The organism is Steroidobacter flavus (genome assembly GCF_042651805.1).
In the GTDB taxonomy this organism is placed as follows: domain Bacteria; phylum Pseudomonadota; class Gammaproteobacteria; order Steroidobacterales; family Steroidobacteraceae; genus Steroidobacter; species Steroidobacter flavus.
Genome location: NZ_JBHSDU010000001.1, coordinates 516,806 through 533,451, shown reverse-complemented (window position 1 = coordinate 533,451; position 16,646 = coordinate 516,806). Strand labels below are relative to the sequence as shown.

The window sequence follows — 16,646 nt, the reverse complement described above, 5'->3', positions numbered from 1 at the left end:
TTCTTCAAGCCTTCTTCGCGTGATCGACGCGCGAGAGATTAAGAAAAGTTCATTACCGATTTTTAGCAAGCTTGGTGATTTTCCACAGTTGCGTGAACGTTTGTCCGCCGAAGCGCTTACGCTCGTCATGCGCAGGCGCGCCCCCTATACTTGCCGTCCCCTGATTTCGACAGGTAGACCGCACGATGAAAAAACATGGCGTGATCGCCGCGCTGGCTGCATTGCTCTGGCTCTCGGCGCCCGTTGTATCCAACGCCGCCGAGCCAACCCCGCCGGCGGAGCAGGAAAAGAAAGCCGCCGAGGACAAGCAGGAGAAGCCGAAGCCCGAGCCGAAGGTGTGGACCTCGCGCCATCAGATTCGCATCGGCGGTAAAGCCATCGATTACGAGGCGACCACCGGCACGCTGCTGATGAAGGACGAGAAGGATGAGCCGATCGCGCTGTTCGGCTTCACGGCTTACGTTCGCCAGGGGCAGGACGCGCGCACTCGCCCGATCGTGTTTGCATACAATGGCGGCCCGGGCTCGGCCTCGGCCTGGTTGCACATGGGCATTCTCGGCCCGCGTCGCGCCGTGCTCGAAGATCTCACCAGCAACACGCGCGGTCCCTTCAAAGTCGTCGACAACGAGTACAGCTTCCTCGATCGCGCCGATCTGGTGTTGATCGACCCGGTCGGCACCGGCTTTTCGCGGCCGGTGGGCAAGGCCGAGGGCAAGCAGTTCTGGGGCGTGGATAACGACATCAAGTCGGTCTCCAACTTCATCGTCCGTTATCTCGGCGAGTACCGCCGCTGGGCCAGCCCGAAGTTCGTGCTCGGCGAGAGCTACGGTGGCATCCGCACCGGCGGTGTGACCTACGACTTGCTGACCCGTCACAACGTCGCGCTCAACGGCATCATCCTGGTGTCGCCGTATCTGGACTTCGTCAGCGGCACGGCCGGTTTGAACACCGATGCTGGCGACGCCAACTTCCTTTCGACTTATGCGTCCACGGCTTGGTATCACAAGGCGCTCAACCCGCAGCCGCCTGAGCTGCAGCCGTTCTTGCGCGAAGTGGAGCAGTGGATCGAGACCGTGTATCTGCCGGTGCTCTACAAGGGCGCGCGTGCGACGGCCGCCGAGCGACAAACCGCGCTCGAAGGTCTTGCTCGCTACACGGGCGTGAGCGCTGCGTACTGGGATGCGGCCAACCTGCGCATGGACGAAAACCATTTCCTGCAGGAGCTGATGCGAGCCCAGGGCAAGACGATCGGACGCATCGACTCACGCTTCGCCGGCGGCATGCCGAGCCGGATCGCCGAGACCACCGCGTTCGATCCTTATGCAAGCGCCGTCGCTCCGGCCGTCGTCGCGACTTACAACGCTTACGTGCGCGATGAGCTCAATGTGGTCTCGGATCAAAAGTATGAGCTGTCGGCCGGCTTGTACAAGGATTGGGACGTGAGCCACGTGCAGCCGGATACGAACGGCCAGAAGGTGCCGTATGCCAATGTGCTGCCCGATATTTCCTATGCGATGACCATGAACCCGAAGATGAAGGTGCTGGTGCAATCGGGTTACTTCGACCTGGCGTGTCCGTACGGCACCGTGAAGCACGCCATCGATCATCTCAACATCACGCCGGAGCTGCGGCGTAACGTGCAGATCGAGTTCTACGAAGCCGGCCACATGATGTATGTGCATCCGGGCTCGATGGGCAAGTTCAGCGATCACATCAAGACCTTCATCGACGAGAACGCCAGGTGACCTAGTCGATGTCCGGTTCCGTGTCGCCTTCTGTCAAGGCGGCGGCACGGACCGGCGAGCAAAGTGGGGCATGATCAAGCAGGTCGTGTTCCTGAAAAAGCGCGCCGACATGAGCATGGAAGAGTTCATGAGCTACTACGAGCAGCAGCACACGCAGCTCGCCAGGCGCATGGGGGCCAAGCCGTCGTTGCCGAACGCGCAGCGCTATGTGCGTCGCTACGTGAAGCCTGAGAAGAATCCGCTCACCGGCGAGGTGATCCATCCGGGCTATGACTGCATCATGGAGATCTGGTGGAACACGCGGGCGGATTTCGAGGCCGCCATGCAGGGCTTGAGCAATCCGCAGTTCTTGCAGGCCCGGCTCGAGGATGAGCGCAAGCTGTTCGCGACCAACAGCAATCCGGTCTGCACCGTCGAGGAGTTCGACTCGCCCATGGGCTCGTCAGAGGTCCAGCCGTCATGAGTGACGAAACGTATCTGGAAATCGCCAAGGCGCGCCGTAACTGGAAAACCGAGCACCTCGAGCTGTATCTAAGCTCCGGGGGGGCCGAAGGGCACATTGTCGATGTCAGCGACATTGGCGGGCACAAGCTCAACACCACATTGTTACTTCGCTATGTCGGCCGCAAGAGCGGCAAGACCATCATCACGCCGCTCAACTATGGCGATATCGGCGGCGAAGTCGTGGTCGTCGCCTCCAAGGGCGGCGCGGACCATCATCCCGCGTGGTACTTGAACGTCAAGGAAAGTAAGAAACTGGACTTCCAGATCGCCACTCAAGCGTATCGGGCAACGTGGCGTGAGCCGCGAGGCGAGGAGCGTGCTCGGGTGTGGGATTTCATGGTGAGTGTGTTTCCTCCGTATAAGAACTATCAGGCGTCGACCGCGCGTGAGATTCCGCTGGTGATGATGACGCCCATCGAGCCGATCGACATTTTCAAGCCCGTCTCCTAGATAAAACCGGCTGCACTGTCCCGAAGCAGCTGTTCCCGCGCACCGCTCTCGCGTGCGGCATCGTGCGTGCCCTCTTTGTGAGCAATGCTCAGCAAAGAATGCGCGCATCTTCCTTCCAAACAAGCTGAATTTCTCGAAACAAAGCGAGCGCGAGCTGGCGTCGGCCGGGCGCGCTTCACTGTGGTGCGGGCGACTGGAAATACGCTGGCACACAAGATGCTTGTATGACCACATGCATAGCTGGCGCACTGGCCTGCGCGGCGGCTGAGTGACAAGGGCGTCGCTACCAAGAACAAACATCCATCGAACAGAGGGAGTCGCGCCATGTCGACGGTCACGTCTTGTCTCTCGTTGCGTCTGGTCGTTGCAAACTGTCTCGGTGCCGCGTTGGCCTGTGTCTCGATGGCCGAAGCGCAAGAAGTCTCTTCAGTTGACGGTCCCATCGATTCGGTCACGGTGACCGGCTCACGCATTGCCCGCGACGGCTACGACGCGCCGACGCCTGTGAGCGTGTTGGGTGCGGAAGAAATCCAGACGGCCGGTACTGCGAATGTCGCCGACTTCGTGAACACGCTGCCCTCGGTCGTCGGCAGCGCCACTGCATCCAACTCGTCTGGCGCGTTGAGCAACGGACAGGCGGGTATCGCGGCGCTCAACCTGCGTTCGCTCGGCACGAATCGCACGCTGGTGCTGCTCGACGGCCAGCGTTCGGTGGCCTCTGCATCGACCGGCACCGTCGATATCAACACGTTTCCTCAGGCGCTGATCGAGCGGGTCGAGATCGTCACCGGGGGTGCGTCGGCGGCGTACGGTTCGGACGCCGTTGGTGGAGTCGTGAACTTCGTTCTCGATCGCGATTTCACCGGCGTGAAGACCGACTATGAGTACGGTGTCACGACCTACGATGACAATCCCAATCACACGTTCACGCTCGCCGCCGGCATGCCGTTCGCGGGCGGTCGAGGTCACGTGTTGTTCAGTAGCGAGTACTTCACCCAGGACGGTGTCCACACCATCGACCGCGATTGGAACGACAGCGGCGTCTTTCAAATCAACAATCCGAACTACACCGCGACCAACGGTGAGCCGTTTCGACTGGTGCAGTCCGGGATTGGCCCGAGTCAGCACACGCCAGGCGGCTTGATCGTCAGTGGCCCGTTGCGAGGGACCTATTTCGGTACGATTGATCAGACGACCGGTCGTGCCACCGTGGGGCGGCTCGCCTATGGCACGACCAGCGCCAGCAATCCCTGGATGATTGGCGGCGATTGGCAGTACACGAGCCAGGGGCACGAAGGCAGTAACTCACTCGCACCCGATGAGGAGCGACAGACGATCTTCGGGCGGGTGAGTTTCGAGGTGACACCGGGCGTGAACATCTTTGCGCAGGTCTCGCATAACGAGTATCGAGGGCTGAGTTATTACCAACAGACGCCCAACGTCGGCAACATCACGATTCGCGCGGACAATGCCTATCTGCCAGCGTCGGTTGTCCAGCAGATCGCACAGTACAACGCCGCGAATGATCCAGACATCACGTCCTTTGTGATGGGCTCCACCAATGCAGGCATTCCGGCGGCGGGCAGCGACAACGAGCGTGAGGTGAATCGATACCTCATCGGTGCCGATGGCGATTTCGTCTTGATCGGCCGGGACTGGCACTGGGACACCTATGTGCAGCGGGGCGTCGCCAAGCTCGATGAGCAGCTCATCAACACTTGGAACAACGCGCGCATGGCGTTGGCGCAAGACGCCGTCGTTCATCCCACGACCGGGCAGGTCGTATGCCGTTCGTCGATTGCCGATCCAGGCAACGGCTGTGTGCCGATCAATCGGATCGGCATCGGCGGCGTGACGCAGGCCGCGCTCGATTACATCATCCCGAGCAATCCTTATCGCAAGCAGGAGCTGACGCAGGATGTCGCCGCGTTCAACTTCGCGACCAACAATATTCTCAGCACCTGGGCCGGCCCCGTGTCGCTCGCGTTCGGCGGCGAGTGGCGCGAGGAGAAGATCGACGGCTTCGTCGAGCCGCAGTATCAGACGGGCTGGCTATACGGCAATTATCTGGTCACCCAGGGCGACTATCACGTCGCCGAAGGCTATATCGAAACCGTGGTGCCGCTGTGGAGCGGCCTGGATTTCAACGGCGCATTGCGTTTCACCGACTACAGCATCTCGGGCAAGGTCGAGACCTGGAAGGCGGGGCTGACCTATCAGCCGATCTCGGACCTCAAATTCCGGGTGACCAGCTCGAAGGATATTCGGGCGCCGAATCTCAACGAGCTGTTCGCCGCCGGTACCGCGCGTACCAACACGGTCAATGTGCCGCCGAGCAATCAAGCGCTGCAGTTCGTACAAAAGCAGACCGGTAGTCTGGCGCTCGTGCCGGAGGAGGCGGAGTCGCTGGGCATTGGCGTGGTGGTCACGCCGTCGTTCGTGCCCGGCCTGGCGTTCTCGGTCGACTATTTCGACATCGAAATCGAGGATGCGATCGGCACGGTCACGGCCCAGAACACAGTTGATCTATGTTTCGAGCAGAACGTGCAAAGCTTTTGCGACAACATCAGTTACATTACGGTCGGGGATGTACAGCAGATCTCGGAAATCCTGCTAGTGCCGTTCAACTTCGCCAGCCAGCGAACCAAAGGACTGGACATCGAGGCCAGCTATCGACGCCCGCTGGGCCACGGCGATCTGTCGTTGCGTGCGCTGGCAACTCATTACATCGAGAATGTCACCGACAACGGCATCGACTTCCCGGTCGATTACGCCGGCGTGAACCAAGGCACCAGCGCGACGCCGAGCTGGAGCTATCGACTCAGCGCCACCTATGCGCTGGACGCGATGTCGTTTACGCTCATCGGGCGCGGTGTGAGCAGCGGCGTCTATAACAACTCGTTCATCGAGTGCACCAGCGGCTGCCCGACCTCGACGGTCGAGCATCGCACGATCAACGAGAACGACATCGATGGCGCGTTTTATCTGGATGCTTCGGCGACGTACTCATTTACGGTGGGGCCGGCGGAGGCCGAGGCGTTCCTCTCGGTGCGCAACCTGTTCAATACCGACCCGGAGCTGGTGGGTAATGGCCCGGATGGCAACAACACGCCGGCCTATCCGCAAACCAATCGAATCCTCTATGACACGATGGGCCGGGTGTTCCGACTCGGCGTGCGGATGTCATTCTAATCAACAAGCAAGCATCAAACGGAGATCGTACGTGATCAAAACCAACCAGGGACTCTTGACCGCTCTGTTCGCAGGCTGCGCGTTGCAGGTCGCGGCTCCGGCCGTGTTCGCGGAAGCGGCGCCCGAATTGAAGAAGGCGACGCTTGCCGGCGTCGACAAGCGGACCAAGCTGGTTCAGGAGATGGTGGATTCCATCTACAGTTTTGCCGAGCCGGGCTTCCAGGAATTCCGGACGTCGGAATACATCACCGGCATTCTCGAGAAGAATGGTTTCACCATCGAACGGGGCGTCGCAGGCATTCCCACGGCGTGGACGGCGAAGTGGGGCAGCTCGGGTCCGTTGATCGCTTTGGGGAGTGACATCGATGCGTTGCTCGGGCTGTCGCAGGTGCCAGGCTCGCCTGCGATCACGCCGCAGGTGGCGGGTGCGCCCGGCCATGGCGAAGGTCACAACTCCGGCATGCCAGCCATTGTCGCGGCGGCCCTGTCGGTCAAAGAAGTGATGGAGAAGAACAAGATCCCGGGGCGTCTGATGCTCTGGCCGGGCGTCGCTGAAGAGCTGTTGGCCACGAAGGCGTACTACGTGCGCGCTGGGCTGTTCAAAGACGTCGACGCCTCCATCTTCACGCATGTCAGCAAGGATCTGAGCACGTCGTGGGGATCGGCCGGGAACAACGGCATGGTCTCGGTCGAATACACATTCATCGGTAAGACGGCGCACTCGGCCGGTTCGCCCTGGTCCGGTCGAAGCGCGCTCGATGGTGTGGAGCTCATGAACATCGCCTGGAACATGCGACGCGAACATTTGCCACTCACGCAACGCTCGCACTATGTGATCACCAACGGCGGCGGGCAGCCGAATGTCGTTCCTGGCGTGGGCACGGTCTGGTATTACTTCCGCGACCAGACTTTCGCTTCCATTCGTGACCTGTACGAGATCGGCAATACGATCTCGCAGGCGGCGGCACAAGCCACGGGCACCACCGTCAGCCGGCGTGTGCTCGGCTATGCGGCGCCGAACTTCGGTAACAAGCCGATGGCGGAAGCCGCGTACGAGAACATCAAGGCCATCGGCATGCCGCAATGGACCGAGGATGACCAGGCGTTCGCAAAGGCGGTGCAGGAAACGAACGGGTTCAAGGTGGAAAAGCTCGCGACTGAAGTGGCGCCGCTAACGACGCCTGAAAGTCGTGATAACGCCATGCGCGGGGGCTCCGACGATATCGGCGACATCATGTGGACGGTGCCGACGATCACGATCCGCTTCCCGTCGAACATTCCCAACACGATTGGCCACAATGTCACTGCCGCCATGGCGATGGCTACGCCGATCGCACACAAGGGCGCGGTGACGGGTGCAAAGGCGGTGGCGCTCACCGTGATGGACCTGATGACGACGCCCGCGCTGCTGACCAGCGCCAAGGATTACTTCAACAACGAACAGCTCAAGGATATGAAGTACGAGCCGGTGCTGACGGCGGAAGATCAGCCGGCCATTCATCTCAACAAGGAGTTGATGGATCGGATGCGGCCGCAGATGACCAAGTATTACTACAACCCGAAGAAATACCGTAGCTATCTCGAGCAGCTCGGCATCGCGTACCCGGCCGTCGCGACCGCACCGGCGATGCCGTCAGGCGCGGCGCCTTGATATCGGGCCGGCGCCGCCGGCTCAGCAGCGAGGTCACGCCCAACCCGGACAGCAACCATCCGGACGGGCGTGACCTGGAACGACTGTTCGTAGAAAAACGAGTTGCCGCCGAAACGGGCGGAGCTTGCTCCACCGTCGTGGGCCGTACAGATCGAACGTTCGGCGACGGCGTATTACGCTCGAAGCGGAGCGGAGCGCTCGTGATCGTGCGCGAGCAGAGCGGCGCGGACGCGCAATAGATCCTTGCGCGACACGATGCCGATCAGCCGGCGATCTTCGTGACGGACGACGGGCATGCGGCCGACGTCTTCCTGCGCCATGCGATCCGCGAGGCGGCCGACGAGCTCGTCGGGAAACGCGACCAGCACGTCGCGACTCGACAGTTCGCTCAGCGGCGTCTGTTCATCCTGACCGTCGACGATCCATTTGAGTGTGTCGGTTCTCGACACCATGCCGACCAGCGTGCCGTTCGCATCGACCAGCGGATAACTCTTGTGTCGATGTTCGACGGCAGAGAAGAACTCGATGGCGTCGCCGGCCGTCATCGTCGCGGGCAATGTATCTACCCGGTGGACCATCACTTCCTTCACGCGGACCAACTCAAACGGATCGACACTATATTCGCGCGTCAGGTGATGACCGCGGCGGGCAATGCGTTCGGTGAGGATCGAGCGTTTGAGCAACAGCACAGTCAAGCAATGGGCCGCGGCACACGCCGCAACCAGAGGCAGAAGTGCGTGGATGTTGCCGGTCAGCTCGATGCCGAAGATCGTCGCCGTCAAGGGCGAGCGCATCGTGCCGCCCATCATCGCCGCCATACCTAGCAGAGCAAACATTGGCGCGTCGGCGGGTGACAGCAACTTGCCGACGAGCGCACCGAGTGCACCACCCATGATGAGCAACGGCGCGAGCACACCGCCTGACGTGCCGGACCCGAGCGCGACAGACCAGATGACCGCCTTGACCACCATCAACACCACCAGCGCATGCAGAGTGAATCGATCGTCGAGCATGGATTGCAGCGTGTCGTAACCGACGCCCAAGGCGTGCGGCTCGATCAGGCCGCCGAGTCCCACGATCAGGCCACCGATTGCCGGCCACCACATCCAGTGCAGCGGCAACTTTTGAAAGGCGTCCTCGCATCCATAAACGAGCGCCGTCAGCGCCGCGGAGCCCAGGCCTGCCAACACGCCGATGCCGATCCAACTGCCGACGGCGAAGATCGAGGTCTGTGCTTCGCCGCTGAAAGGAAACAAGGGCGGAGTCTCGAACAGCAGCGGTCGCAAGCTGGCTGATACGACGGCGGCCATCGCGACGGGCAGAAAACTACGCGGCCGCCATTCGAACAACAGCAATTCGACCGCGAGCAGGATCGCGGCCAGCGGGGTGCCGAAGATTCCGGTCATTCCCGCCGCCGCGCCCGCAACCAACAACGTCTTTCGCTCGTTGGAGGTGAGATGAAACAGTTGCCCGAACAACGACCCCAGCGCGCCGCCGGTCATGATGACGGGACCTTCGGCGCCGAACGGTCCGCCGCTGCCGATGGAAATGGCGGAGGACAACGGCTTGAGAATCGCCACGCGCGGCTGAATCCGGCTGCCGCCCATCAGAATCGCTTCGATGGCTTCAGGAATGCCGTGGCCGCGAATCTTCTCGCTGCCGAATCGAGCCATGAGCCCGATGATGATGCCGCCAGCCGCGGGAATCAGCACGCGTCCCCATCCCAACGTCGTGCTGTGAACGGCGCGGGTTTCGGTGGACCAATCGGCGAAGTAGGCGAGGTTGGTGGCGAGCGCAATCAACTTGACGAGCCCCCACGCCGCCAGCAGGCCGCAGCCACCGACCGCCGCCGCCATTGCCACCAGATACAGCAGCCGCGGGCTGACGCGAAAGTCCGCCAATTCCAGGTGAGGCAGTCGGGAAGTTGTCTTCATGCGGTCGTCGGGACGGGAGCACAACGGCCGGCTAATATATCGCAGAGCGATATATAGGTCGAACGCCAAGACAGGACCGGAACATTAAGATGGCGACATCCAAAGCAAGCATGAGCGATGCGGAGTATCAACAACTGGCGGACTTCCGCTACGCGTTGCGGCTCTTCCTGGACTTCAGCGCCAGGGCGGCCCGCGCGGCGGGGCTCACTCCCCAACAACATCAGGCGCTGCTTGCGATCAAGGGATTGAGCGTGGGCGGGCAGGCCACCATCGCCATGCTGGCGGAGCGACTGGTGTGCCGGCATCACAGCGCGGTGGAGCTCGTCGATCGCCTGGTCGATTCGAATCTGGCGCGGCGTAGAGTGGATCCGGCGGATCGGCGCCGCGTCGATCTGGTGCTCACCGCCAAGGCGCAACGGATTCTCGATCGACTGTCGGCGGCCCATTTAAATGAATTGCAGGCGTTGCGGCCGTCGCTGGAGCGGGTGTTACGACGGGACTCCCCGCGCGACTGACCAGCGCTTGCGGCCCTGCAACAGTTGTTTCTTGCCGATTTCGAGGAACCCCGCGAGCGAGCCGGCGTTGTAGCACCGAGCCGATAAAAGCGATGCGCATTCCGGGGGAAATATATGCGTGCGGTTCACCTGGCCAGAGTCCTCGCGGTCTCTTTACTGACCTCGTCCGGCGTCGCGCTTGCCGCCGAGCCTTTAATTCTCGAAGACGCCAAACTGGTACCCACTGACGGCTCGCCTCAAGGGCGTTTCGGCAACTCGGTGGCCATCGATGGCGACGTTGCCGTTGTTGGCGCAACCGATGGGGCGAGCATGCCTGAGCAAAGCAGGCCCGGCGCCGCCTACGTCTTTGAGCGGCAAAGCAATGGCACATGGCGTCAGACTGCGAAGCTGCTGCCAGCCACCGAAGATGGCACGAGTAACTTCGGCACCTCAGTCGCGGTGGAAGGTGACGTGATCGTAGTGGGCTGTTACTTCAGTCCACTGACGGCGGTGTTCGAACGACAAGGCGGTGTGTGGACCCGTGTGGCCACGCTCGGCGATACGGGTGGCGTCGATGTCGGCATTCGTAACGGGACGATCATCACGTCGTTCGTCGAAGGTGCGGACCTGTACCAGCGTGGAGCGAATGGCTGGGCGAAGGTACAAAGACTACAGAACGGCGTCCCGCAAGCGGATGCCGACTATGTGGGGCCCGGAGTCGCGATTGCCGACAACTATGCAATCCACGGGAGTTACGGCGTTGATGAGACGACGCCCGGGTCGCCGTCCGGGACAGCATATATCTACACACTCGGCGCAAATCACACATGGACGGGGGCGCCGCCCACGGCCATCACTCGGCCGAATGGCGGCCCGGGCGCCGACGGATTCTCCAGCTGGGTCGACATCGACGGCTCGACTGCCATCATTGCAGCGGTCCCGTTCCCCTTCATTTTCCAGCGAAATGCGCAGGGCGTCTGGAATCCGATACAGACAATCGAGGGCGCGGCGTCGATCTCGGGAAACACGTTGCTCGCCGGCGCGCCGCTGGGATTCGTTCGCGCCTATCGCCGCACGTCGTCGGGAACGTGGACGCATCAAGCCTCGTTGGCCTCGAGCACGAATGATTTCGTGAACGCGTTCCAAATCAAAGGCAGCCGCGCGATCGGCGGCTCCTACGATCGCCCGGGTGCATTCGTGTTCACGTTGCCCGCCACGCTGCGGCCGAATCCGCCTCTGGTTCAAGAGGATCTGGAGGATGGCACCGCGAATGGTTGGGTGGCCCAACCAAACAGCACTTTCTTCGTGGCGAGCGCTGATGGCACGCGCGCGTATCGTCAAACCAATACGGCGAGCGGCGCGACGTCCATCTATCAAAGCGCCGATTGGGATCGTCAGTCCATTCAGGCCGACATCACACCGCGCGCATATGCGACGGGCACGGGCGATCGCTGGTTCGGATTGATGGTTCGCTACACCGATCCGAACAACTATTACTACATCACCGTGCGTAACTCGAATACGGTGCTGCTGAGGCGCATACAAAACGGCGTTGTCCAGACACTCGCGACCGCGCCGCTGCAGGTCGTGCTCAATCGGCCTTATCCGTTGCGATTGGAATCGCACGGGCAAAAGCTGCGAGTGCTATCGGCGGGGCGAGAGATCCTGAGCGTGTTTGACAGCGCACTGACTCATGGCCGGCCAGGCGTCACCATGTACCGAACGCAGGCGGACTACGACAATCTGATTCTGAATCCCGATCCAAGCCGCATCCTGAAGGACGAGAACTTCAACTCGGAGACGATTCGCATGGATTGGGACTATGCGAACTACGCCTATCAATGGGTGAAGCTGCCCAACACCACGGTGTTTACGCAACCGAGTGTCGGTGGTGGCGCATATATGGTTGCGGGGCCCACCGAAGGCTATGCCAATCAGAGCATCCGGGCACGCATGCGGGCGACTCAGTTCTCGGGCGCAGATCGATGGTTCGGTCTGATCGGACGTTACGTCGACGCATCCAATTATTACTACATTACGGTTCGCAGTAGTAACAACATCTCGTTGCGCAAGCTCGCTAATGGCGTGGCGACGACGCTCGATACAGCGGCGATGCCGGTCGCGTTGAATACTTGGTACAACTTGCGACTCGACATCGTCGGCAACAAATTGCGAGCGTATGTGGATGAGCGGCTGGTGCTCGAAGCCACCGACGCGTCGTCGCCGCACGCCGCGGGTCGATATGGTGTGGGAAGTTACAAAACCGCCGCGGAGGCGGACGATTTCCTGGCCGTGCAACCCTGAAGGCTCAGAACTCGCGGGAGAGCTTGAAGAAGACGTATCGCTGGCGCAGATCGCCTTGTGACGGATCGAAGCCGGAGGACATGCCCACATCCGCGAACGGCGGCGGGTCGTCGAGCAGATTTTCGACGCCGAAAGTGGCCTTCCAGTGCTTCAGTGGCGCGAAGCCAGCCACGACTTGCCCGAGATCGAGCACGATCGTGAGGTCGAGCAGCGTTTGCGATTCGATGGTGCGGCCGTTGGGCACGACGTAGGCGTCCTGGTAGGCGGGCATGTGCCTGACGGTCGTGACTACCGTGCCGAAGGCTCGCTCCACTGCAAGCGAGCCGATGACGCGCCAGCGAGGAATCGTTCCGTAAGAGTTTGCGATGCCGGCGCGTTCCACCCGAGGCAGGCCGCGCATTTCGTTACTCGAGTATTTATCGACAAAGGTGATATCGAGCTTGCTCGTGATCTTGCCCAGCTTGCTGTCGAAAGACAGCAATGTTTCCAGATCCACGCCGCTGGTATCGAGCGGGCCGCCATTGATGCGCCTCATATCGATGAGCTGCAACGTTCCCGAAGCGTCGCGAACAATCCGATCCTGATACAGGCCTTCATTGCTCAGCAGGTAGGAGATCGCGGGAAAGGTGATGCGATCGTCGAGGTGGATGCGCCAGTACTTCGCTCCGAGCTTTTTCAGCAAAGGGGCGTCGGGCTCCCACAGCAAGCCCATCGCGAAGGTGCGAGAGCTCACCGGCTCGAGATCGGGATTTCCGCCCATCACGACGTCGACTTTGTTCGCTTGCTGGCGGACCGGATCGAAAGCGGAGGTCGGGACGATCGAGATCGGCTGAAACAAATCCACCGGCGACGCGGCCCGCTCGCTGCTGCCTGCAGACGCGTAAGCTGTGAGCGATTCGGAGGGCCGCCATTCGAATGCGAGCTGCGGGCTCCACAAGAGACCCACGTCGCTGACCCGATCCAGGCGCGAGCCGAGGTTAAGCGTCGTCTGCTGAGTCAACGGCACTTCGAATTGTGCGAATCCGGACTGGACCGTGCGGCGCATCGGCAACCACGCACCCACAAGGATGTCACTTTGTTCCCATTCGCCGCCGATGGACGCCGAAATGTCGCGCTCGCCAATGTCGAACGTGCCTCGCGCGGTGGCCGTCACCGTGCTCGTCTTCGATTGGAAGTGAATGTCGCTGGGCGGCGCGCGAAGATGATCGAGCACTTCGCGATTGCCTGGGAAGGCTGGATCGAGAACGTTTAATGCCCGGCCAGGATCGCTCTCCGCCAGCGCCTCGCTCAGCCGCTGTTGATTCAGGTCATGCGAAGAAATGACCAGGACGTCGTCCCGCGTGCCCACGGCCGCGAGCTCCAGATGCCATGACTGCCATTGGCTCTTGAATCCAGCGACTCCGCGCCACCACTCGCTTTGCGTGCCGCGTTGTCTCGCCGGCTCTTGTGAAAAAAACGTGTCGATCGGTATCGGTCGGCCGGAAGGATTGAAAGGATTGGTCGCGGGCAGCATTTGCGACACCACCGGTGGACTGAACTGCTGCATGACATCCCGATCGGTGAACAGCAGCTCGCCAAACAGGGACGTCCGCTCGGTCAGTTCGAGTTCCGCCAATGCGACCAGGCTGTTCTGATCGATCTCCGGCATTGCCGTGTAGTAGCTGTTCAAGCTGGCGCGGTCGCTGCTGACCCGGTAGTCGCGGCCGCCGAAGCGACGAAAGTCCTGATTCCGCCAGCGATCGCGTGCGTCTCCATACAACGGGTCGCGATCGAAATGTTCCCAGACGATGCTGCCCGTGAAGCGCTCCGTTTCGATGCCCGTGCCCATGCCCAGCCGGCGCTCTTCGGAGCCGCCATCGGCATCGCCGTACTGGAGCTCGACAATGGGATGCGGGAGTTTCTTCAGCTCGATGTCCACGTTGCCGCCGCCGGCGGGCGGCCCAATTTGCAGTTCGGTGGGCTCGAGCGCGATCTTCATGCCCGCCACCGCGGTGACCGGCACCAGGCCCAGATCGAAGCTGCCGGTGGTTTCACCGATGGTGGGCGGCGCTCGTCGGCCGTTGATTGTCACGGAGGTTGCGTCGATGCCGAGCCCGCGAAGCTCCGCGAACTGCGCGCCATTGGCGCGACGGTTCATCGCAAACGGTTGCTGACTCGAGTTGCTCAACATGTTGCCGATTTGCGAGGGGCTTTGCCATTCGATGTCCTGTTCGCCGAACGCGATGTCGCGCGACGGATTGGGTTCCTGAGCTTGCAGCCGTCGCCGCGCCAACACGATGACCTCATCGCTCTGGAGTGGAGCGGGCGGGCTGGGACGGGGTGGAGGCTTCTTCGGTGCGGCCGGTCTGGCGGTCTGGGGCGACAAGGAGAAGGATTGTTCCTTCTGCTTGAATTCGAAGCCGCTGCCGGCAAGCAACTGCGCTAGTGCAGCTGCCGCAGTGTAAGTGCCTTTCAGCGGTCCGACCCACGTCGAGTCCGGGAGCGCGACCGCGCTTTCAGTCGGCCAGCCGGTCTGGCGAGTGAATTCTGTCAGCGCCGCATTCAGCGATGTCCGCGGAATATTCAGATCGTGTTCGACATCTGTCGTACTGGCGGCCAGTGACGTGCCGGTGACCAGGGCGATGCCCACCGCCCAGAAAAACAAATAACGAACCAATATCAGCGCGAATCTGGAGCCGGACGAATTTTGCACGATTCGATAGATCGGCTCGCGCCGCCGTCTGAACCCCTGTCGGTCCGCCAGAAAATATTTCTGGACGCGCGCGGGGATTTGGCTCGTTTCAACCCGTCGTAGCAATCGAGACAGCCACGAAAGGAGCGTCGATGCCCGATCGAAAAACCACGAACACAACTTTGCTCGAGACCGCGAAGCGAATAGAGAAGATGTGTCGGGACGGTCGTAAGGGCATCGTGCGCAAGCTTCGGGGTGAGCTGCGCGTGCCCGACGATTCGGAGGATGTGCTGCATGACGCCCTCGTGAAACTGCTGGTGTGCGGCGTGCCCGAGTCGGTCGTGAATTTCAACGGCTATGTGGTGCGCGTGGCCAGGCGCGTCGCCATCGATCGTTATCGGCGGCGCACAGAGCAGTCGGTGGCTCCCGCAAAGTTGGAAGAATTATTGGAATTGCATGCGCAACAAGAGCACTCGGCGGAAGAGAAATGCATGATCAATGACAAGTGGGAAGAATTTCTGGAGCAACTGACTCCAGAGCAGCGCGTAGCGGTGCAGCTGGTCAAAGGAGCGGGACTCACGTATCGGCAGGCCGCCGCGGCAATGAACATTTCAGAACGTCGGATCGAGCGTTTGCTTGGCGGAGCGATGAGCCGAGCGCGGCAGCTGGGTCTGGGCAGGCTCGATCGCACCTCAGGAGAACGCAAATGAGCGCGAACACGAGGATCAAGACTGAGCAGCGCCGGAACGCCGAGGCCGCGGCGTGGAATACCCGATTGGAGCGCGGTCGGCTGAGGCCCTACGAGATTGCCAAATACAAGGTGTGGTCGGCTGATCCGGAGAACATGCGAGCGCTGAGCGAGGTGCAGCGTGCGTGGGATGCAGTGGGCGCACTGGCGGCGTCGCGATCATCGGCGAGCGCGCCCGTATCGAAACTTCGTAAATCCCGGGCGGCCTGGGGAGTGGCGGCGGCGCTGGCTTGTCTGGGCGTCGCCTGGGTACTGATGCCAGTCGGGCCCACGGTAACGACGGTCGTCAAAACACAGTCGGAGGCCCGGCCGGATTACCCCTTGCCCGATCGCTCGAGGGTGAGTCTGCGGCCGAATTCCCGGTTGGAGTTCAAGATGGACGGCGCGCTCAGGAGCGCAGTCGTGCAGCACGGCGAGATTTTTTTCGACGTGGCGAAGGATCCGCGACCTTTCCGGGTGAATGTGGGCGAAGGCTTGATCACCGCTCTCGGCACGCGCTTCGCCGTGCGTCAGGTCAACGATGTGCCGTCAGTCGTGGTCGAGGAAGGATCGGTCAGCGTGGCGCATGGTGGGGAATCAAAGTCGCTCGAGGCGGGCCAGCAACTGATCATCTACCCCTCGGGCAAGATGGTCGTCACTCCGGTCGACGCGAAAAAGCAGCTGGCGTGGGCGCACACGGTCGTCGGCTTCACGAACAAGACCGTTGCGCAGCTCGCCGAGGAGTTCAATCGTCACAACAAGGTGAAGATCGAGATCGCCGACGCGCGGCTCGGTAGCGTGGTCTTTGCCCACGCCTCCGTCGATCTCGACGATCCGGAACAGTTCGTGGCCGTGTTGAAGACCAAAGGCAATATCGTCGTCGACCGCTCCGATCCGAAAGCGCTGCGGGTCTCGCGGGGGCCTTGAAATCGGCCGGGCGCTGCTGGGGCCGCCGCATGCGTTACCATCGCGGC

At 61.5% G+C, this 16,646-nt stretch carries 11 protein-coding genes; 9 read left to right on the top strand and 2 right to left on the bottom strand.

Annotated elements, in window-relative coordinates:
* The first annotated feature begins 185 nt into the window (after positions 1-185).
* The 5 genes from ACFPN2_RS02150 (at position 186) to ACFPN2_RS02130 (ending at position 7,542) form a co-directional block, all read left to right on the top strand.
* Positions 186-1,745 carry a S10 family peptidase gene (locus ACFPN2_RS02150; protein ID WP_380594506.1) on the top strand — a complete coding sequence of 520 codons (1,560 nt, stop codon included), beginning with the start codon at positions 186-188 and terminating at the stop codon, positions 1,743-1,745.
* Positions 1,746-1,815: 70 nt separating this feature from the next.
* Positions 1,816-2,208 (top strand): EthD domain-containing protein, encoded by a 393-nt coding sequence (locus tag ACFPN2_RS02145; RefSeq protein ID WP_380594504.1) that lies wholly within the window; start codon positions 1,816-1,818, stop codon positions 2,206-2,208.
* Positions 2,205-2,699 (top strand): nitroreductase/quinone reductase family protein, encoded by a 495-nt coding sequence (locus ACFPN2_RS02140; RefSeq protein ID WP_380594502.1) that lies wholly within the window; start codon positions 2,205-2,207, stop codon positions 2,697-2,699. The genes ACFPN2_RS02145 and ACFPN2_RS02140 overlap by 4 nt, the downstream gene beginning before the upstream one ends.
* Before the next feature lie 324 nt (positions 2,700-3,023).
* Positions 3,024-5,891, top strand: a complete 2,868-nt coding sequence (locus tag ACFPN2_RS02135; protein ID WP_380594500.1) for a TonB-dependent receptor plug domain-containing protein — start codon at positions 3,024-3,026, stop codon at positions 5,889-5,891.
* A 34-nt stretch (positions 5,892-5,925) separates the two neighbouring features.
* A complete protein-coding gene (locus ACFPN2_RS02130; protein ID WP_380595286.1) occupies positions 5,926-7,542 on the top strand; it encodes an amidohydrolase in 1,617 nt (538 codons plus the stop codon).
* Positions 7,543-7,715: 173 nt separating this feature from the next.
* Here ACFPN2_RS02130 and ACFPN2_RS02125 read toward each other — a convergent pair whose 3' ends face one another.
* On the bottom strand, positions 7,716-9,476 hold the full coding sequence (locus ACFPN2_RS02125; RefSeq protein ID WP_380594498.1) for a chloride channel protein: 1,761 nt from the start codon (positions 9,474-9,476) through the stop codon (positions 7,716-7,718).
* Positions 9,477-9,565: 89 nt separating this feature from the next.
* Between ACFPN2_RS02125 and ACFPN2_RS02120 the strand changes: the two genes are divergently transcribed.
* Positions 9,566-9,991 (top strand): MarR family winged helix-turn-helix transcriptional regulator, encoded by a 426-nt coding sequence (locus ACFPN2_RS02120; RefSeq protein WP_380594496.1) that lies wholly within the window; start codon positions 9,566-9,568, stop codon positions 9,989-9,991.
* A 114-nt stretch (positions 9,992-10,105) separates the two neighbouring features.
* Positions 10,106-12,274: an FG-GAP repeat protein gene (locus ACFPN2_RS02115; protein WP_380594494.1), complete on the top strand. Its 2,169-nt coding sequence runs from the start codon at positions 10,106-10,108 to the stop codon at positions 12,272-12,274.
* A gap of 4 nt (positions 12,275-12,278) precedes the next feature.
* Here ACFPN2_RS02115 and ACFPN2_RS02110 read toward each other — a convergent pair whose 3' ends face one another.
* The gene (locus tag ACFPN2_RS02110; protein ID WP_380594492.1) at positions 12,279-14,966 is read right to left on the bottom strand and encodes a TonB-dependent receptor domain-containing protein; all 2,688 of its coding nucleotides are present in this window, start codon (positions 14,964-14,966) and stop codon (positions 12,279-12,281) included.
* Between the two features lie 131 nt (positions 14,967-15,097).
* Here ACFPN2_RS02110 and ACFPN2_RS02105 point away from each other — a divergent pair, with 131 nt between their 5' ends.
* On the top strand, positions 15,098-15,655 hold the full coding sequence (locus ACFPN2_RS02105; protein ID WP_380594490.1) for an RNA polymerase sigma factor: 558 nt from the start codon (positions 15,098-15,100) through the stop codon (positions 15,653-15,655).
* On the top strand, positions 15,652-16,599 hold the full coding sequence (locus tag ACFPN2_RS02100; protein ID WP_380594488.1) for a FecR family protein: 948 nt from the start codon (positions 15,652-15,654) through the stop codon (positions 16,597-16,599). Before ACFPN2_RS02105 ends, ACFPN2_RS02100 begins: the two co-directional genes overlap by 4 nt.
* Positions 16,600-16,646: the final 47 nt, after the last annotated feature.